Raw genomic sequence first — 18388 nt, 5'->3', positions numbered from 1 at the left:
CACGGTCCCTGACGCACCGCCGCCCCGCAGCATCCACGCTGCGGGGCGGCGGTGTTTCCCGGGCCGTGCGGCCTCAGCCGCCCTGGACCGCTGCGGCGATCCGGTCGCCGAGCGACTTGTCGACATTGCGCCAGTACCGGAAGGCGCGCTCCAGCACCGGGGCACTGACCCCGTCCTTCAGGTGCCCGCTGGCGTTCGCCACGAGGCGGTCGCGGGCCGCGTCGTCCAGCACCTGCCGGACCAGCGTGCCCGGCTGGCCCCAGTCGTCGTCCTCGCTGCGCAGAGAGTACGCCTCCCGCACCATCTCGCCCGCCGCGGCCCAGCCGGCCGGCTCGCCGAACCGGACGGTGTCGGCCGCCGGGCCGCCGTACGAGTTCGGCGCGTACGGGCGCGCCGCGGCCGACGGCTCGAAGCGCATCGCGCCGTCCTTCGCGTACGAGGAGACCAGCGAGCGGGACCGGTTCGGCGGGAGCTGGGCGTAGTTCGCCCCGATCCGGTGGCGGTGCGTGTCCGGGTACGAGAACAGCCGGCCCAGCAGCATCCTGTCCGGCGACGGGCCGATGCCCGGCACCAGGTTGGAGGGCTCGAAGGCGGCCTGCTCGATGTGGATGAAGTAGTCGTCCGGGTTCCGGTCCAGGGTCATCCGGCCGACCTCGATCAGCGGGTGGTCGCCGTGCGGCCACACCTTGGTCAGGTCGAACGGGTTGAACCGGTAGTCCGGGGCGTCCTCGAACGGCATGACCTGGACGTACATCGTCCAGCTCGGCGGCTCGCCGCGCACGATCGACTCGTACAGGTCGCGCCGGTGGTTGTCCGGGTCCTCGCCGGCGATCCGGTCGGCGTCGGCCTGGGTGAGGAACCCGATGCCCTGGTCGGTCTTCAGGTGGTACTTCACCCAGAACCTCTCGCCACCGCCGTTGACCCACAGGTAGGTGTGCGAGCCGTAGCCGTTCATGTGCCGGTACGACCTCGGGATGCCCCGGTCGCCCATCAGCCACGTCACCATGTGCGCGGACTCCGGCGACAGGGTCCAGAAGTCCCACTGCATGTCGTGGTCGCGCAGCCCGTTGTCGGGGCGGCGCTTCTGCGAGCGGATGAAGTCCTGGAACTTGCTCGGGTCACGCACGAAGAAGACCGGTGTGTTGTTCCCGACCAGGTCGTAATTGCCTTGGTTCGTATAGAACTTCAGGGCGAATCCGCGCGGGTCCCGCCAGGTGTCCGGGGAGCCCTGCTCTCCGGCGACCGTCGAGAAACGGGCCAGCATCTCGGTCCTGCGGCCCGGCTGGAACAGGTCGGCCTTGGTGAACTGGCCGACGTCGTTGGTCACTTGGAAGACGCCGTAGGCGCCCGCGCCCTTGGCGTGCACCACCCGCTCGGGGACCCGTTCCCGGTTGAACTGGGCCATCTTCTCGATCAGGTAGTGGTCCTGGAGCAGGATCGGGCCGTCGGGGCCGACGGTGAGCGAGTGCGCGTCGCTCTCCACCGGGATCCCGGCATTGTTCGTCGTGTACGGGATCTTCTGCGCATCCTGGGTCACGAGCGTCCTCCCGCGGGGTCGGTCGGTTCGCCGCTCCTCCCGCGCCTACCCAGTCAACGCCGATCATGCGCCCCCGGCAACGGGAGTTCGAACCAGACCACCTTTCCGCTGCTCAGCCGGGTGGCGCCCCAGCGGCGGGCCATCCGGTTGACCAGGAACAGCCCGCGGCCGCCCTCGTCGGTGTCCCGGGCCCGGCGCTGGCGCGGCAGCTGCGGGGAGTCGTCGCCGACCTCGCAGCGCAGTACGTCCGTCCGCAGCAGGCGCAGGGTCACCGGCCGCTCCGCGTACCGGACGGCATTGGTGACCACCTCGCTGACCAGCAGTTCCAGCGAGTCCTGGAGCTCCTCCAGACCCCACCGGGTCAGCGCGCGGCGGGCGAACCGGCGGGCCCGGCCCGGAGCGGTCTCCTCCGGGTCCAGGAACCAGTACGCGACGTCACTGGGCGCGATCCCGTCGAACCGGGCCGCGAGCAGCGCGATGTCGTCGTCCCGGTCGCCCGGGCCGAGCATGTCCAGGACGTCGTCGCAGAGCGCCTCCAGCGGCGGCGGGTGGTCCAGGCCGGTCAGCTGGGCCGTGGTGGCGAGCCGCTCGCGGAGCTGCTCGATGCCGGTCCACACGTCGCGCAGCCGGGACTCCACCAGGCCGTCGGTGTACAGCAGCAGGGTGGCCCCGGCGGGCGCGTCCAGCTCCACGGCCTCGAAGTCCACGCCACCGACGCCGATGGGCGCGCCGGGGGGCACGCGGAGCACCTCGGCGCGGCCGCCGAGGTGCAGGAGCACGGGCGGCGGGTGGCCGGCGTTGGCGATGGTGATCCGGTGCGAGACGGGGTCGTAGACCGCGTACAGGCAGGTGGCCATCCGGTCGGAGCCGAGGCGCTGCGCCTGCTCGTCGAGGTGGTGCAGGACCTCGGCGGGCGGCAGGTCCAGCTGGGCCAGGGTCTGGGCGGTGGTGCGGAGCTGGCCCATGATCGCGGCGGAGGTCATGGAGTGGCCCATGACGTCGCCGACGACGAGCGCGACCCGGCTGCCGGGCAGCGGTATGGCGTCGTACCAGTCGCCGCCGACCCGGGCCGTCTCGGCGGCGGGCAGGTAGCGCGAGGCCAGCCGGACCCCGGTGGGCTGGGGGAGGCTGTCGGGGAGCATGGTGCGCTGGAGCTCGTCGGCGATGTACGCCTCGCGGCCGTACAGGACCGCCTTGTCGATGCCGAGCGCGGTGTGGGTGGCCAGCTGGGCGGCGACCAGGAGGTCGTTCTGCTCGAACGCGGGCCGCTCGGGGCTGCGCAGGAACACCGCGGCGCCGATGACGCGGCGGCGGCCGCGCAGCGGCGCGAGGATGGCCCGCTGGCCGCGCGGTACGGGGTGCTCCGAGCCGAGCAGCTCCGGCAGCGCGTCCTTGGCCCCGGCGGCGGACCCGAAGACGGGCCGTACGCCGCGCAGCACCTCGGCGAGCGCCCCGCCGGGGCGGATCTCGCACAGCTCGGCCGCGGGCAGGTCACCCTGCGGGCCGACCATCGGCAACTGGCTGAAGTCGAGCTCGCCGGCGACCCCCGCGGCCCCGACGCCCTCGGCTCCGGTCAGGTCGTCGATCGGCCGCAGCCGGTCGGTGCGGCGCAGCCTTAAAACGACCGGGCCGAGGGGACGCTCGTCGCCGACCGGCAGGGGATCCCGAAGGTAGACGAGGATGGCGTCCGAGAAGGTCGGCACGGTGGCCCGGCACAGTCCGAGCACGATCTCGTCGAGGTCGATGCCGCGGGCGATCCGCCGGGTGGCGGCCCCGACGAACCGCAGCCGGTCCCCCTCGCGCCGTGCCAGCCCGCCGTCCCCGCCGATCAGCGCCTGCCCGCCGCCGGTGGCCTGCCCGGCCCCGGCGGCCGTGTCGGCCGTCCCGGCGGCGGTGTCCGCCGTACCAGTGTCCTGGCCCTGGTACGCCCGCCCGGCGGCCGCACCCTCGCTGGCCGCGACGCCCTGGCCTTGGCCCTGGCCCTGGCCCTGGTCCGCCCGGCCGGTGCCCGCTGCTCCGCCGGCCGCGGTGCCCTGCCCGGCAGCGCCGGCCGCGGCCCCGCCTTCGTGGGCCCGCCCGACGGGCGGGGCTGCGCCGGCCGGGTCCTCGTCATGGGCGGCTGCCGCGTGCGCGGCGTTCCGTGCGGCTTCGCCGTCGCGCCGTCGCGATCCGCCCGCTGCGGTGTCGCGCGCGGCATTGCGTGCGGCTTCTCCGTCGCGGCCGCGGCGGCCGGCCGCGCCCTGCGCCGCGGAGCCGCGCGTGCGGCCGCGGCCCGGACGGGGCGTGCCGTCCTGCGGGGCGGGCAGGCCCTCGCCGCGCGGGCGCGGGACGTCCGAGCCCCGGCCGGCGGCTTCCGCGTGCGCGCGGACGGGATCGTCGCCGGGCGCGGCCGAGCCGCGTACGGCCTCGGCTGCGGGGACGGGGGCCTTGCCGTGGCCCAGTTCCTCCGCCGGGCCGCCGGAGGCGGCGGGCATGCCGGAGCCGCCCGGGGCCGGTGTCGCGGCGGCCGCGGCAGGCTGCGAGCCCTCCTGCGAGGTGGGGTACTCCGTCACGCGTGGAATTCCGTCCGTTTGCGCTCGATGTGCGCTGCACTCAACTCGGTCAGTCGCGGTATACCCGTTCAGCGGCGGAGACACCATCACCTCGCGGTACCGCGTCCCCCTCGTTACCTCTCGCTCTGCGTTGACCTCCGGTCAAGTCCCGCGTACGGCACGACATTTACCGATGTGCGGCCGAACGCCCTTCCCGCGCGCGACCCGCGGAGGCAGATCTTACGTTTGAACCCCGGGGGCGCATCAAGGGTCTCATGAGGTCGTATGCGCCGGAGTGCGGTCCCAGTCCTCGGGAAGGACCGGAACTCCCCAGGCGGGATCCGGCCGCCAGTCCTGCCAGCCGTCGGAGAACGGAGCCCCCCACGCCTTGATCACGTCCACCGCCGCCCGCCCCGCGACCTGCACCCGGCGGGCCTGTTCCGCGTCCAGCAGACCGGACCGCCGGGCCTGCGCGAACTCGTCCTCGTCCCGCCACTTCCACGTGCGGTCCGGGTAGACGGAGATGTCCAGGAAGTGGTCCACGGAGTCGACCCCGCCGGACCACCGCGTCCGCGGCTCCTCGAGGTTCACGTACCAGCTCTTGAAGCGCCAGCCGTGCTCCCAGAACAGCCACACCGACCACGAGTCCCCGGGCCGGGCCAGCTTCAGCACGCCGGCGCCGAACCAGCGCGACCGTACGGTGGTGCGCGGCGCGGTGTACCGGGTGGCGAGCGGCTCCGCGTGGACGGGGGTGCCGTCGGCCAGCACCGGCTTGACGCATTCGGTGCCGGGGGCCATCCACACCGCCAGCAGCTCGTCGGTGTCCTGCACCACGGTCACCGGGCGGCAGATGTGGACCGCGCCCTTCAGGCCCGGGGCGTGGTCGCGGTAGCGCCAGAGGATCTGCTCCCCGGGCCGCCAGCGGGTGCCCTGCGCGTCGCCGCCCCCGCGGCCTCCGGTACCTGTCATGCGCAGATCTTAGGGCTGGGGCCCCCGCGCCCGCTGCGGTGCAGGTCACGGAGGTGCGCGGGGACGGGAAACGACCGAATCCGGCCCTCCCCCTTGACTCCGCAAGGGGGGACCCCCAGCCCGGAGACGTTTTCAGGGCCGGGTCATCCGCAGGACGTCGAGGGCCTCGTCCAGTTGCTCGAGGGTCAGGTCGCCGCGGTCGACGTAGCCGGACTCGAGTACGACCTCCCTGATCGTCTTCCGCTCGGCGAGTGCCCTCTTGGCGACCTTGGCCGCCTCCTCGTAGCCGATGTACCGGTTCAGCGGGGTCACCACGGAGGGGGAGGACTCGGCGAACTCCCTGGCCCGCGCCTCGTTGGCGGTGATCCCGTCGACCGTGCGGTCGGCCAGCAGGCGGCTCGCGCTGACGAGCAGCCGGATCGATTCCAGGAGGTTCTTCGCCATCACCGGGAGCATCACATTGAGCTCGAAATTGCCCGCCGCGCCCGCCACCGCGACGGTCGTGTCGTTCCCGGTCACCTGTGCGGCGACCATGAGCACGGCCTCCGGGACCACCGGATTGACCTTCCCGGGCATGATCGAGGAGCCCGGCTGGAGATCGGGGAGATTGATTTCGGCCAATCCCGTGCGCGGCCCCGAGGCCATCCAGCGCAGATCGTTGGAGATCTTGGTCAGCGAGACGGCGATCGTACGGAGCATTCCCGAGGTCTCCACCAGCGCGTCCCGCGCCCCCTGGGCCTCGAAGTGGTTGCGGGCCTCGGTCAGCGGCAGCCCGGTCGCGGAGGCCACCTCGGCGATCACGGCGGCGGAGAACCCGGGCGGGGTGTTGATCCCGGTGCCCACCGCGGTCCCGCCCAGCGGCAGCTCGGCCAGCCGGGGCAGGGCCGCCCGCAGCCGCTCGACGCCGTAGCGCACCTGTGCGGCGTACCCGCCGAACTCCTGGCCCAGGGTCACCGGGGTGGCGTCCATCAGGTGCGTCCGGCCCGCCTTGACCACCTCGGCGAACTCGGCGGACTTGCGCTCGAGGGCGGCGGCGAGGTGCTCCAGGGCCGGGATCAGCTCGCGGGTGACGGCGGCGGTCGCGGCGATGTGGATGGAGGACGGGAACACGTCGTTGGAGCTCTGCGAGGCGTTGACGTGGTCGTTCGGGTGGACTTCGCGGCCGAGCCGCTCGCCGGCCAGGGTGGCGATCACCTCGTTGGTGTTCATGTTGGACGAGGTCCCGGACCCGGTCTGGAACACGTCGACCGGGAAGTGCTCGTCCCAGCGGCCCTCGGCCACCTCTGCGGCGGCGGACCGGATCGCGTCGGCGATGTCCTCGTCGACCACCCCCAGCCTCGCGTTCACCGCGGCGGCCGCGGCCTTGACCAGGGCGAGCGCCGCGATGTGGGCACGCTCCAGGCGCTGCCCGGAGACGGGGAAGTTCTCCACCGCGCGCTGGGTCTGAGCTCGCCATTTGGCGTGCGCGGGCACCCGTACCTCGCCCATCGAGTCGTGCTCGGTCCGGTACGCGCCCGCCGGTCCATGGGCCTGCTGATCGTTCGTCATCTTCATGGCCTCCTCAAAAAGTTGAGCAATTGTCTTGTTCGAAGTGTTCCCAACTCCCCTACCGGCCAGTAAATACCGGGGGTAACACCAGCGTCGGGAGGCGTCATGACACATGTACGTACGAAACCCAGGCTCAGATTTACCTTCGCCGCGGCCGCGGCGATCGCGGCCGCCCTCGGGGGCGTCACCGCCGTCACCCCCATGGCCCACGCGGCCACGACCGCCACGACCGCCGGGGCCGTCACCCCGCTGTCGCCCGAACTGGAGGCAGTCCGCGCAGCGGAGGCCGTCAAGATCTACGGCGACCCGGCCATCCGGCCCCTGAACGAGCGCAAGACCGGGCTGATCTCGCTCGGCGACAGCGAGATCTCGGGCGAGGGCGTCGGCAACTACGACCCCGCGACGAACACCTCGGCCAACCAGTGCCACCGCTCGCCCGACACCGCGATCCACCGCACCGGCATCCCGGCCGACCTGACCTTCAACGTGGCCTGTTCCGGCGCGTACACCGGCAATATCCGGATAGGCGGCAGCAAGCAGTACGCCGACGAGCTCGTGCAGAGCGACAACCTGGCCGTCAAGGCGCGCAACACGAAGATCAAGATGGTGCTGCTCGTCGCCGGCGCCAACGACGACCTGCAGTTCGGCCCGGTCATGACCGACTGCGTCACCCGCTGGGTGCTCAGCCAGGGCACCTGCGAGCCCAAGTACGGCCCGGGCTGGCAGGCGCGCGTCGACGGCCTGAAGCCCAAGGTCGAGTCCACCCTCGCCGACCTCAAGACGGTCATGCGCGACGCGGGCTACGCCGACTCCGACTACAAGCTCGTCGTGATGGGTTACCCCAGCCCCATCGGCCCCGACTTCTACGACAACCCGAACTTCCCCGGCAAGCTCCCCGGAGGCTGCGCCGGCTACGACTCCGACGCAGCCTGGGGCCGCAACTACGCGGTGCCCACCTTCGAGAAGGGCATGCGCGCGGCCGCCCTGGCCTCGGGCGCCACGTACCTGGACAACTCGCGGCTCTTCCAGGGCCACGAGGTGTGCATGGAGGACACCTGGGCCCGCGGCCTCTACCTGGACCTCGGGGACCACTTCCCGTGGGACGAGAACACCGCCCGCCAGTCCTTCCACCCCAACTACCGGGGTCACGGCGCGTTCGCGTCCTGCCTGACCCAGCTCTACGACTCCGGCCTGCGCGAGGGCTCCTGCGCCGACCCGGCGAGCACCGGTACGCCCGTCCTGCAGGCCGGGGCCTGGGACGACCTGTACAAGCCGCTGAGGAACGAGGCGACCGGCAACTGCCTCGACTCCAACGGCGGCTCCAGCGCCAATGAGACCAAGGTCATCGGCTGGGACTGCCACGGCGGCCGCAACCAGGGCTGGTGGTACGACTCCGCGAAGAAGTCCGTCCACATCGAGCTCACCCACGACCGCTGCCTGGACGCCCCGGGCGCCAACTACGGCGCCGGCACCGGCCTGATCATCTGGAACTGCCACGGCGGCGCCAACCAGCAGTGGGTCCGCGACGGCGCCACCCTCCACCCCGCGGCCGCCCCGGGCATGTGCCTGACCGTGGCCGCCGCCCACGACCAGCTGCGCCTGCAGACCTGCAACGGCTCGGCCAACCAGCGCTTCGTCTAGCAACCGCCCCGCTCGACGCGCCCCCACACCCGGCCGGCGCACCCCGGCCGGGTGTCTCCAAACCGTGTGGCAGGCTTTCCCGGTGATCACCCTCATAGCCGTACTGCTCGCCCTGCCCGCCGGTGCGTTCCTTCTCGTCAAAGCGGTTCACCTGGGGGCCACCCGACGACCGGGCATGAGCCGGTCGGCCTTCGGCCAGTGGAGCGAAGGCGCGTGGGCGTGCCTGTGCGTCGCCGTCATCTCCTTCGCCCTGGGCAGCTTCAGCGGGTTCGACCCTCGCCCCACCCGGCCCTGCATCGAAGAACTCACCGCGCAGTACGGCCCGCAGAGCTACCGGACCCCGGACGCCGACATCGCCATCGAACGGCGGCACTTCCCGGTGTCGACGGTGTGCACCTTCCCCGACGGCATCCGCGTGCAGGTCGTCCCGGGCTGGGTCAATCCTCTGCTCGTGGGGTCGCTGGCCGGCGTCGCCGCATGCGCAGTGGTGGCCGTACGCGTCCGCCGACGGCCGGGAGCGTAGGCCGGGAGCATCGCAGGCCCGGAGCGTAGGCGCCGGGACGCCCCTCAGCGGGACTCGAGCTGCTTGCGCACCTCCCGCGGCCGGTTGGTGATGATCGTGTCCACGCCGAGGCGCAGGCACAGCTCCACGTCCTCGGGCTCGTCCACCGTCCACACCCGTACGGACAGCCCCTTGGCCTTCAGCCGCCCCACCAGCCCCGGGTCCCGGCGTACGAGATCGATGCCCGGCCCCGCGTGGGTCGCGTACGGCGGCCGGACCGGCCTGACCTTGCGCTCGATCAGGAAGACGGTGGGCAGGCCGGGCGCGAGCCGGTGCGTGCGGGTCAGCGCGTTCCGGGAGAAGCTCATCACCTCGACGCGGCCGGTGGAGCCGTCCGCCAGCCCGTACTCCTTGAGCATCCTGACGAGTTCGGCCTCCAGCCGGCCGCCGGCGCGGGAGGGGTGCTTGGTCTCCACGGCGAGCCCGACCGGCCGGGGCGCGGCCAGCGCCTCCCGCAGCAGGTCCTCGAAGAGCAGCACCCGCGCCCCGCGGTGCTCCTCGCCCTTCCACCGGCCGAAGTCGAGCGCGGCGAGCTCCGCGTACGTCATCTCGGAGACCACCCCCCGCCCGTCGGAGGTCCGCTCCACGCGCCGGTCGTGCACACAGACCAGCTTGTGGTCGGCGGTGAGCCGCACGTCGCACTCCAGCGCGTCGGCCCCGTCGGCGATGGCCTGCCGGTAGGCGGCGAGGGTGTGCTCGGGGTGCTCGTGGGAGGCCCCGCGGTGGGCGACCACCCGGACGGCGCGGGCGGTGCGGAGGGATGAGGTAGTCGCTGCCATCCTTTGATCTTCGCAGGGAATCCCGGCCTTCAGGCCGGAGGGAATGCGATCCCGAGGGCGGAGGCGCGGAGCGCCGGAGTGCTCTGCGCCTGCGTCGGTGACGGTCAGTCGGGCCGCTTCTGGTTCTCGATGTAGTCCTTGACGATCTGGATGGGTGCGCCGCCGCAGGACCCGGCGAAGTACGAGGGTGCCCAGAGGTGGCCGTGCATGATCGCCCGGTTCATCGTGCCCGTGTACTCCTGGCGCAGATAGCGGGAGCTGACGCCCTTCAAGCTGTTGACCAGCTTCGAGAGTGCAACCTTGGGCGGGTAGTGGACGAGGAGATGCACGTGATCCTCCTCGCCGTTGAACTCGCGCAGCTCAGCCTCGAAGCTCGTGCAGACCTCCCGCATCACCTCTTCGCAGCGGGTCAGCATCTCGCCGGTGAAGACACCGCGCCGGTACTTCGTGACGAAGACCAGATGCGCATGAAGGTTGAATACGACATGACGACCCCGGCGTAGATCCGGATTTGGTTCCCAACGTGGTGACATAGACCAAGCGTAGTATTCTCAACGAAACCAGACCGAAAGGGGGTGGGCCGGATGATCCGTGCGTACAAGTTCCTCATGCGGCCCACCGTGGGCCAGACGATCGCGCTGGGCGAGATGCTGCGTGATCACTGCTCGCTCTACAACGGGGCGTTGCAGGAACGCCGTGACGCCTACCGGCACGTGTCGAAGACGAGCATCCGGTACGGGCAGCAGTCGGCGCAGCTCAAGGAGATCCGGGCGTTCGACCCGGAGCGTCACGGCCGCTGGTCGTTCTCCTCGCAGCAGGCCACGCTTCGCCGTCTCGACAAGGCGTTCGCCGCGTTCTTCCGCCGGATCAAGTCCGGCGACACCCCCGGCTACCCCCGCTTCCGTGGGGTCAACTGGTTCGACACCGTCGACTTCCCCAAGGACGGTGACGGCTGCCGCTGGGACGCCACGCCTCACGACCCCGTCACCCGCGTCCGCCTCCAGGGCGTCGGGCACGTCAAGGTCCACCAGCACCGGCCGGTGGCTGGCAAGGTCAAGACCGTGTCCGTGAAGCGCGAGGGCCGGAAGTGGTTCGTCGTGCTGACCGCCGAGCAGGAGACGCCCGAACCACTTCCCGCCACCGGCAGTGTGGTCGGCATCGACATGGGCATAGCCCAGTTCCTCGCCGACTCCAACGGCGCGTTCGTGTCCAACCCGCGCCACGGCCGCCGTGCTGCCGAGAAGCTCGAAGCCGCACAGCAGTCCCTGAGCCGCTTCCCCCGCGTCCGTCGGGACAAGCGCACGGCGAACCACCGCCGGGCCGTGGAAAAGGTCGCCAAGCTGTATGGCAAGGTACGACGCCGGCGACTCGACCACGCACACAAGACCGCGTTGACACTGGTCCGTGAGCACGACTTCATCGCGCACGAAGACCTCGAGATCCGCAACATGGTACGCACCGCCGCGCCGAAGCCCGACCCCGAGACGCCGGGCAGCTTCCTGCCCAACGGGGCCGCCGCCAAGACCGGGCTCAACCGCTCGATAGCCGATGCCGGATGGGGGGTGTTCCTGACGATCCTGCACGCCAAGGCTGAAAGCGCCGGACGGGAAGTGATCGCCGTGGACCCCCGCAACACCTCCAGGCGGTGCCCCGAATGCGGGCACACCGCCAAGGAGAACCGGCCCACCCAGGAGAAGTTCCACTGCGTCTCGTGCGACCACCAGGCGCACGCGGACACGGTGGGCGCACTCAACGTTCTACGGGCCGGGCTGGTCCGTCGCGAAGCCCAACCGGCATAGTGAGAAGCCCCCTCCTTAGGAGAGGGAGGAGTCACACGGAAATCCTTGCAAACCGGCGTGAACGGTCAGGTGCGGGGTCGTGTCCCCGACGTTAACCGGATGCGGGCGCCCTCCTGGGCAGGGCAGGGTGACGCCATGCCGGAGCCGACGATGGTGACCTTGTGCTGCGAGCCCTGCCCGCACTGCGTCTTCCACGCCTGGCAGCGGATCGCCGACGGGCGGCTGCGCTGGGAAGCGGAGTGGGGGTGCGACCGGTGCGCGTTCGGGGGACCGCGCGACGCGTGCAACCTCGACTGGGGGTGGGGACCGGCGCCCGCCGAGGTCCGCGCGGCCGTCGTCGCCCACGAGGGCACGGTCCTGCTCCGCGCAGACGGCTCCGGCGGCGCGGCCCTGAAGGTCTTCCGCGATGCGCTCGGGATGACGATCGCGGAGGTCCTGGCCGCTGTGCGCGACGGGTACCGGGCCACCCCCGTGGAGGCCCGGTACCTGACGGATCTGCTGCGAGAGGCCGGGTTCACCGCGCGGGCTACGGCCTCGGGGCCAGAGGGGCCGGGGTGACCTTGAAGGCGCCCTTGGTGACCTCCGTGAAGGGGGCCGGGGCCATGCAGGTTCCCACCGTTCCCTGGGCCACCGTGCCGTCCGGCTTCACGTCGGCGTTGGCGACGGCCCAGGAGAAGCCGAGGCGGTCCGGCTCCCCGCGCTGGCCGTCCTGGACGCTGATGCCGATCCGCCTGCCCTCCCAGCCGACGTTCGAGGTCTTGACCACGGCCGTGAGAGTGGCCGTCCTGCCGCCGGTGACCAGGCAGTCGACCTCGGCCTCGGCGACGCCGGTGAAGCCGCCCTCCGCGTAGTGGTGGGAGATGGTCACCCGGCCGCGCGCGTCCGTCGGCATGCCCTTCTCGAGGCCCGGGGCCGGGAGGGGCCTGGTGAACGGGTCCGACTCGGCGTCGACCGTGAAGCGGATGTCGTCGTCGGGGGAGTAGGGGAAGAAGATCGTGCCTCCGCCGTGCGCGGAGGCGAGCTTCGGCGCGGCCGGCGCGGCCGGGGCCGGGGTGGCGCCGACCAGGGCCGCGAGCAGGGCGGCGGATCCGCCGAGAGCGAGGGCGCGCGTGCGGTTCTTCATCGTGAACTCCCGTTCGTGGTAGGCCGTTCGGGTACGGGAACAGCCTTGCCGGGAGCGCATTGGCCTGCCATCTGCCGATAGGCGGACATACGCGAGGGCCTCTCCCCCGATCGGGGGAAGCTCGCACCACCGCAGACCCCGGCATGCATTTCAGCCCACGGGCCGCGGTGAGGCGTTGTAGAGCGTAGGGCGTTCCGCCGCCTGGTCCGGGGTTAGCCCTTCGACAGTCAGGTTCCCCGTCCAGAGCTGGTCACGGTTGGCATACGTAGCCTCGAACCGGACGCGCTTCCCACCCGGCTCAAGCTTCCACCCCTGCTCTTGGAACTGCGCGATGCCCTCACCGCCCAGGGCGGCACCCCAGCCAAGGGGCGGACCGGGGGGAGAACCTGAGCACGTCAACTCAGACGGGACACATCCTGTCCCTGTTCAAGCCTTGTCCGGTCGGGGGCTTACCTGTCTCACGCCGGGAGGTGGGGACGGAGACAGGGTTCTGTCGGCGCCTCAGTGCGCCGAGGGCAACCGAAGGGCTGCGGCGATCTGCTCAACCGCTTCGGTCGGGAGCTTCCCGAGGTCCACGTACGCGCGGCCGGTGCTAGTCACGGACGGCCTCACGCCGCACCACGCGGACTCGGGAAGACCGAGGGCGGCAAGGGCTGCACGTATGGACTCTGAGGCGTTCTCGGCCCGGTCCCACGCGTTTCTCCAGGCTTGCATCTCCATCACGCGGCCACTCTCTGACCGGGGCAGTCCGCCGCGTGCCGGTAGATCACCACGGGCGGGCCCGAAGCCCGCTCGATGGTTCCCCGGCGGACGGGGTCGAGAGGCTTAACGGACCGCTGGCAGGCCGAATACTTTTGTCCAGGGGGCGCGTAGGTCACGTACTCCCACTCGTCCGTCTTGGTTGCCATTGCGCACCCTTCGCCGCTGTCTCCGGGAATCGACAACCAATGATGTCCGGGCACGGGGCGAGGTTCTAGCCGGTTTCCTGTTCGCGCAAGAACTCATCTCGGATGCTCTCGACCATGGAACGCATGACGTCACCCGTTAGGGCTAGATGCTCGAACCCGTCGAACTTCCTCACGTACTGCTCTACGTCCCTCGGCTCGCTGGTGGTGATCTCAGCGTGCGGGATCTCGACAATTACTAGTCGAGCATCAAACATGACGAACGAGGTTGTAGGGAGGTCATTCTTGGGTCCCGACTGAGGCACTACGCCAATGACGATATTCGACATTCTCGACATGGTGACGAGCTTGTCTAGCTGCGCTGCCATCATTGGCGGCCGGATCAGTGCCCACCTAAGCACCGACTCAGTGATCAGGAAGCGAAAGCGGCGTTGCCTGTCGTACAGGACTTTCTGTCGGCGCATCCGAGCGCCGATCATCTTCTCTAGCGCATCATCGGTCAGTTCTGAATTCTGCTGAACCGCACGGACGTACTCTGGCGATTGGAGAAGCCCTGGAATGCAGGAGGACTGGAAGACTCTCAATAGGCTTGTCTGAGCCTCTATGGCCCGGATCTCTTCCTGATGCTTGTGCAGGCCGGTGCGGCGGTAGATGCGCCACGCCGTAGCCTCCGTGGCCACCACGCGGGCAGCTTCGGTCAGCTGGGCTTTCACCTCTGCCGGTACGCCCAAGGCTGAGAGGATGCGCTCTACGTCGATAACGCTAGGCGCGAGGTGACCGTTCTCAATCTTGCTTAGCTTGCTTGGAGACATGGCAGCACTGCGGGCAACCGCCTTGGCCTCTTTCCCGCCGGCCTTTCGCAGTTCCCGCAGTGCTCTGCCGAGATCCGTACTGTTCACTCGCTTCCGTACCGCTCCCACCACTCAGCGAACGGCACGGCGTGACTCAGTGCTAGGTCGCGGCGGGCCATCCATTCCGCAGTATCGGAGTGGGATTCAGCCCCCAGGAACTTCCCACCCTCTCCGTAGTTCATCGAGACCACGGAAGATTCATCGAACATCCAGAAGTCTGGAACCCCTTCGAGCGGGTTCGGCTGGGCTGTGACGTCCAGGATGAAGAACTCTTCTCCAGCCTTCGCGTTCTTGCGGTAGCCCCACCCGAGTTCAAATCGGAGATAGTCAGTCATGGGGTGCGAGAGGATGTGGACGCGGTACATGCGCTTTCCAGTCTCAACGTTGCCGCGTACCTCGTCGGCCCATTCCTGGTTGTAGTTGTCCGGCTGAGACTCACCGGCCAGGAAAGCGCGGATCATATCCGCGTCAGATGATCCACTGTAGTCGTCCAGAGTTTCCAACCGGAAAGCTTCCCGGCGGAAGTCGGAGAACAATTTCTCGAAATCAGCGGGCGAGATGCTCACGCGCGTACCTCTCGATGATCTCAGCGGGGATGCGGACCACGGACTCACCGGCAGGGATCTCGATGCCGACCACGGCCCCCGCGTCCTCCACGTCGTAGCCCTGCACCAGGAGGTCCCCGGTTTCCTCCACGCGGTACAACGTGGCACACGTTCCCTTCTCGCACCCCCCGACCAGCCGTGTTACTGCCATGCCGTCCCCGCTGTGAGGTCTTCGATTGTGTCCCGTTCGATGCTCCCGATCCCGTGACCACAGGGTCAAGGGATCACAGTTGAGAGAACAGGAAACCGGTGCGGTCGGCCGGATCTCGCCGGTTGCCGAACCCCTGCCTCCGGGCAAGCGCAGAGCCCCCGGCGTGTGCCAGGGGCTCTGCTGTGCTGTTGGAGGTCAGCCGAGGCCAGGCCCCCGGACCGGGATGCTGGTGAACGTCGGCTGCTCGGGTTCACGCGAGGTGAAGAAGTCGTTGCCCTTGTCGTCGACCACGATGAAGGCCGGGAAGTCCTCGACCTCGATCTTCCAGACCGCCTCCATGCCGAGCTCCTCGTACTCCAGGACCTCGACCTTCTTGATGCAGTCCTGGGCCAGGCGCGCCGCCGGGCCGCCGATCGAGCCGAGGTAGAAGCCGCCGTGCGCGCCGCACGCGTCCGTCACCTGCTGCGAGCGGTTGCCCTTGGCCAGCATGACCTTGGAGCCGCCCGCCGCCTGGAACTGCTCGACGTACGAGTCCATGCGGCCGGCCGTGGTCGGGCCGAAGGAGCCCGAGGCGTAGCCCTCGGGGGTCTTCGCCGGGCCGGCGTAGTAGACCGGGTGGTCCTTCAGGTACTGCGGCATCTCCGCGCCCGAGTCCAGCAGCTCCTTGATCTTGGCGTGCGCGATGTCGCGCGCCACGACCAGCGGGCCGGTCAGGGACAGGCGGGTCTTGACCGGGTGCTTGGTCAGGGTCGCGAGGATCTCGTCCATCGGCTGGTTCAGGTCGACGGAGACGACGTCCGAGGACTCGGACAGGTGCTCGTCCGTGGTCTCCGGCAGGAACCGCGCCGGGTCCGTCTCCAGCTGCTCCAGGAAGACGCCCTCGGCGGTGATCTTCGCGGTCGCCTGGCGGTCCGCCGAGCAGGACACGGCGATCGCGACCGGGAGGGACGCGCCGTGCCGGGGGAGGCGGACGACGCGGACGTCGTGGCAGAAGTACTTGCCGCCGAACTGCGCGCCGATGCCGATCTTCTGGGTCAGCTCGAAGACCTGCTGCTCCAGCGCCTCGTCGCGGAACCCGTGGCCCAGCGGGGAGCCCTCGCGCGGCAGCTCGTCCAGGTAGTGGGCGGAGGCGTACTTCGCGGTCTTCAGCGCGTGCTCGGCGGAGGTGCCGCCGACGACGATCGCCAGGTGGTAGGGCGGGCAGGCCGCCGTACCGAGCGAACGGATCTTCTCCTCCAGGAACTTCATCATGGAGGCCTCGTTGAGGACCGCCTTGGTCTCCTGGTAGAGGAACGACTTGTTGGCCGAGCCGCCGCCCTTGGCCATGAAGAGGAACTTGTACGCGCCGCCGTCGGTCGCGTACAGCTCGATCTGGGCCGGCAGGTTCGAGCCGGTGTTCTTCTCCTCCCACATGGTGAGGGGGGCCATCTGCGAGTAGCGCAGGTTCAGCCGCGTGTACGCGTCGTAGATACCGCGGGAGAGGGCCGCCTCGTCACCGCCCTCGGTGAGGACGTTCTGGCCGCGCTTGCCCATCACGATCGCCGTGCCCGTGTCCTGGCACATCGGCAGGACGCCGGCCGCCGCGATGTTCGCGTTCTTGAGGAGGTCCAGCGCCACGAACTTGTCGTTCGCGCTCGCCTCGGGGTCGTCGATGATGCGGCGCAGCTGCGCGAGGTGCGCGGGGCGCAGGAAGTGCTGGATGTCGTGGATGGCCTCTTCGGCGAGCTTGCGCAGCGCCTCGGGCTCGACCTTGAGGAACGTACGGCCGTCGGCCTCGAAGGTCGAGACGCCCTCCGAGGTCACCAGCCGGTACGGGGTGGTGTCCTCGCCCAGGGGGAGCAGGTCGGTGTACGCAAACTCTGGCATGACGGCAGTCATTCCTCACTCGGCAGACGGCGCTGGCGACCAATTGGCAGCGCGGCTATCCAGCGTAGGACCTCCGTCCCGGGCTGTGTCTGTGAGGTAAGGCTCACTGGCGACTATCGCGATCTATCGCGTATCGCTATGCTGATTGACGTGGACCTGGAAAAGAAGCCCGTTGCCGCCCCCGGAGCGACCCCCGCAGCCGTCCCCGCCGAACTGCGGGCCTCCGACGCCGACCGCGACCGGATCGCGCACATCCTGGCCGACGCCATCGCCGAGGGCCGGCTGACCGCCGAGGAGCACTCCGAGCGCCTGGACTCGCTGTACGCCGTGAAGACGGTCGGGGAGCTCGAGATGCTCGTACGGGACCTGCCCGCGCCCGGCGGCACGCCTGCGACGCCCGCGTACGCGCAGGCTCCGGCGGTTCCGGCGCAGGCCGGCCAGGCCGCGGTCTCGGAGACGGTGGTCGCCGTGTGCAGCAGCGCCGCCCGAAAGGGCCGCTGGCGGCCGGGCGCGCACACCCGCGTGGTCTCCGTCCTGGGCGACGTCGCCATCGACCTCACCGAGGCCGTCTTCGAGCAGCAGGTCACCGAGATCAACGTGACGAGCGTGCTGGGGAACGTCGAGATCACGGTCCCGGAGAACGTGACGCTCCGCGGCTACGGCGGCGGGGTCCTCGGCAACTTCGAGGTGCACGGCGAGGGCCGCGCCGAGACCACCGACCCGAACGCGCCGGTGGTGATCGTCCGGGGCTTCTCGCTGCTGGGCAACATCGAGGCCCGGCCCAAGCCCGGCGCCCGCCTGGTCGACCTGGCCCTCAAGCTGCGCAAGCGCTCGGAGGGATAGGCCGCCTCTTTCGATCTTGTCGGCCGGATCTTGTCGGCCGGATCTCGACGGCCGGGCCCGCGGTGCCGGGCCGGCCGCCGTTTCGACCGGACGCCGCCGGACGCGCGAGGGCGCATGGCGGCGTCGCGTTTCGGTCGAACTTTCCCGGGACGGCGCGCTTGCTGCACGCAGTGCATAGGGGCGCGTACAGCGGGTAGGGACAGGTGCATCGTCTCTCGCTTGCGTATACGTCGTCAGGAGTAGACCGTGCAGCATCCGCCGCATCAGTCCCTGCAGGTAGTCGCCGTACAAAGCCTTCAGGCGCGTCCGGCCGCCGTACCGAAGCCGCGGGTGCCGGCGAGGGAAGAGGACGGCCCATGGCATGCGGAGGCGGTGTGCCGCCGTGACGAGGCGGGGCTGTTCTTCGCTCCCTCCAAGGAGCCGACGGCGGCCAGGCTCTCCCGCGAGGAGGCCGCCAAGCGCGTCTGCGCGCGCTGCCCCGTGATGGTCGCCTGCCGCGAGCACGCACTGCTCCAGCCCGAGCCGTACGGGGTCTGGGGCGGGCTCACCGCCGCCGAGCGCCGGGTGGTGCTGGGCCGCCGCCGGCGCCGGGCGGCGGAACTGCGCCAGGCCCCGGGAGGCGGGCCGATAGCCGCCGCGGGCTGAGGCCCGTACGCAGGCACGGCGAGAGGGGCGCTA

At 70.3% G+C, this 18388-nt stretch carries 17 protein-coding genes; 6 read left to right on the top strand and 11 right to left on the bottom strand.

The window, feature by feature from the left end:
* Positions 1-73: 73 nt before the first annotated feature.
* The 4 genes from AB0I68_RS04545 to AB0I68_RS04530 form a co-directional block, all read right to left on the bottom strand.
* Positions 74-1537, bottom strand: a complete 1464-nt coding sequence (locus AB0I68_RS04545; protein WP_363175675.1) for a catalase — start codon at positions 1535-1537, stop codon at positions 74-76.
* Between the two features lie 53 nt (positions 1538-1590).
* Complete coding sequence (locus AB0I68_RS04540) at positions 1591-3843, bottom strand: SpoIIE family protein phosphatase (protein ID WP_363175754.1); 2253 nt, start codon at positions 3841-3843, stop codon at positions 1591-1593.
* 498 nt (positions 3844-4341) lie between these two features.
* Positions 4342-5037: a DUF402 domain-containing protein gene (locus AB0I68_RS04535; RefSeq protein ID WP_363175674.1), complete on the bottom strand. Its 696-nt coding sequence runs from the start codon at positions 5035-5037 to the stop codon at positions 4342-4344.
* 132 nt (positions 5038-5169) lie between these two features.
* Positions 5170-6585, bottom strand: a complete 1416-nt coding sequence (locus AB0I68_RS04530; RefSeq protein ID WP_363175673.1) for a class II fumarate hydratase — start codon at positions 6583-6585, stop codon at positions 5170-5172.
* Between the two features lie 105 nt (positions 6586-6690).
* Between AB0I68_RS04530 and AB0I68_RS04525 the strand changes: the two genes are divergently transcribed.
* Both AB0I68_RS04525 and AB0I68_RS04520 read left to right on the top strand, forming a co-directional pair.
* Entirely contained in the window at positions 6691-8226 is a 1536-nt protein-coding gene (locus tag AB0I68_RS04525) for a ricin-type beta-trefoil lectin domain protein (RefSeq protein WP_363175672.1), read from the top strand.
* A gap of 82 nt (positions 8227-8308) precedes the next feature.
* Positions 8309-8749 (top strand): hypothetical protein, encoded by a 441-nt coding sequence (locus AB0I68_RS04520; RefSeq protein ID WP_363175671.1) that lies wholly within the window; start codon positions 8309-8311, stop codon positions 8747-8749.
* Between the two features lie 44 nt (positions 8750-8793).
* On the opposite strand, the gene AB0I68_RS04515 is transcribed toward AB0I68_RS04520, so the two are convergent.
* Together AB0I68_RS04515 and tnpA are read right to left on the bottom strand one after the other, a co-directional pair.
* Positions 8794-9567: a glycerophosphodiester phosphodiesterase family protein gene (locus AB0I68_RS04515; RefSeq protein ID WP_363175670.1), complete on the bottom strand. Its 774-nt coding sequence runs from the start codon at positions 9565-9567 to the stop codon at positions 8794-8796.
* Between the two features lie 104 nt (positions 9568-9671).
* Positions 9672-10100, bottom strand: coding sequence for an IS200/IS605 family transposase (gene tnpA / locus AB0I68_RS04510; protein ID WP_363175669.1), 429 nt, complete (start codon positions 10098-10100; stop codon positions 9672-9674).
* A 51-nt stretch (positions 10101-10151) separates the two neighbouring features.
* Here tnpA and AB0I68_RS04505 point away from each other — a divergent pair, with 51 nt between their 5' ends.
* Positions 10152-11366, top strand: a complete 1215-nt coding sequence (locus AB0I68_RS04505) for a transposase (RefSeq protein WP_363175668.1) — start codon at positions 10152-10154, stop codon at positions 11364-11366.
* Between the two features lie 135 nt (positions 11367-11501).
* Positions 11502-11924, top strand: coding sequence for a hypothetical protein (locus AB0I68_RS04500; protein ID WP_363175667.1), 423 nt, complete (start codon positions 11502-11504; stop codon positions 11922-11924).
* On the opposite strand, the gene AB0I68_RS04495 is transcribed toward AB0I68_RS04500, so the two are convergent.
* The 5 genes from AB0I68_RS04495 to AB0I68_RS04475 all read right to left on the bottom strand — a co-directional run bounded on the left by AB0I68_RS04495 (position 11893) and on the right by AB0I68_RS04475 (position 16867).
* A complete protein-coding gene (locus tag AB0I68_RS04495) occupies positions 11893-12489 on the bottom strand; it encodes a hypothetical protein (protein ID WP_363175666.1) in 597 nt (198 codons plus the stop codon). The genes AB0I68_RS04500 and AB0I68_RS04495 overlap by 32 nt on opposite strands.
* A gap of 973 nt (positions 12490-13462) precedes the next feature.
* The gene (locus AB0I68_RS04490; RefSeq protein WP_363175665.1) at positions 13463-14293 is read right to left on the bottom strand and encodes a helix-turn-helix transcriptional regulator; all 831 of its coding nucleotides are present in this window, start codon (positions 14291-14293) and stop codon (positions 13463-13465) included.
* Positions 14290-14811, bottom strand: a complete 522-nt coding sequence (locus tag AB0I68_RS04485) for a DUF6879 family protein (RefSeq protein ID WP_363175664.1) — start codon at positions 14809-14811, stop codon at positions 14290-14292. Before AB0I68_RS04485 ends, AB0I68_RS04490 begins: the two co-directional genes overlap by 4 nt.
* Entirely contained in the window at positions 14792-14941 is a 150-nt protein-coding gene (locus AB0I68_RS04480) for a hypothetical protein (RefSeq protein WP_363175663.1), read from the bottom strand. Before AB0I68_RS04480 ends, AB0I68_RS04485 begins: the two co-directional genes overlap by 20 nt.
* A 255-nt stretch (positions 14942-15196) precedes the next feature.
* Positions 15197-16867: a fumarate hydratase gene (locus AB0I68_RS04475; RefSeq protein WP_363175662.1), complete on the bottom strand. Its 1671-nt coding sequence runs from the start codon at positions 16865-16867 to the stop codon at positions 15197-15199.
* A 150-nt stretch (positions 16868-17017) separates the two neighbouring features.
* Here AB0I68_RS04475 and AB0I68_RS04470 point away from each other — a divergent pair, with 150 nt between their 5' ends.
* A complete protein-coding gene (locus AB0I68_RS04470) occupies positions 17018-17710 on the top strand; it encodes a DUF1707 domain-containing protein (protein WP_363175661.1) in 693 nt (230 codons plus the stop codon).
* Positions 17711-17980: 270 nt separating this feature from the next.
* The gene (locus AB0I68_RS04465; protein WP_363175753.1) at positions 17981-18355 is read left to right on the top strand and encodes a WhiB family transcriptional regulator; all 375 of its coding nucleotides are present in this window, start codon (positions 17981-17983) and stop codon (positions 18353-18355) included.
* Positions 18356-18388: the final 33 nt, after the last annotated feature.

This window comes from Streptomyces sp. NPDC050448, from assembly GCF_040655295.1.
Lineage (GTDB): Bacteria > Actinomycetota > Actinomycetes > Streptomycetales > Streptomycetaceae > Streptomyces.
This window is presented reverse-complemented; position numbering and strand designations above follow the sequence as displayed.

Coding starts and splice junctions, on each gene's coding strand:
- AB0I68_RS04500 (WP_363175667.1), top strand. CDS start 11,502: ATGCCGGAGCCGACGATGGTGACCTTGTGCTGCGAGCCCTGCCCGCAC.
- AB0I68_RS04495 (WP_363175666.1), bottom strand. CDS start 12,489: ATGAAGAACCGCACGCGCGCCCTCGCTCTCGGCGGATCCGCCGCCCTG.
- AB0I68_RS04535 (WP_363175674.1), bottom strand. CDS start 5,037: ATGACAGGTACCGGAGGCCGCGGGGGCGGCGACGCGCAGGGCACCCGC.
- AB0I68_RS04525 (WP_363175672.1), top strand. CDS start 6,691: ATGACACATGTACGTACGAAACCCAGGCTCAGATTTACCTTCGCCGCG.
- AB0I68_RS04530 (WP_363175673.1), bottom strand. CDS start 6,585: ATGACGAACGATCAGCAGGCCCATGGACCGGCGGGCGCGTACCGGACC.
- tnpA (WP_363175669.1), bottom strand. CDS start 10,100: ATGTCACCACGTTGGGAACCAAATCCGGATCTACGCCGGGGTCGTCAT.
- AB0I68_RS04475 (WP_363175662.1), bottom strand. CDS start 16,867: ATGCCAGAGTTTGCGTACACCGACCTGCTCCCCCTGGGCGAGGACACC.
- AB0I68_RS04515 (WP_363175670.1), bottom strand. CDS start 9,567: ATGGCAGCGACTACCTCATCCCTCCGCACCGCCCGCGCCGTCCGGGTG.
- AB0I68_RS04505 (WP_363175668.1), top strand. CDS start 10,152: ATGATCCGTGCGTACAAGTTCCTCATGCGGCCCACCGTGGGCCAGACG.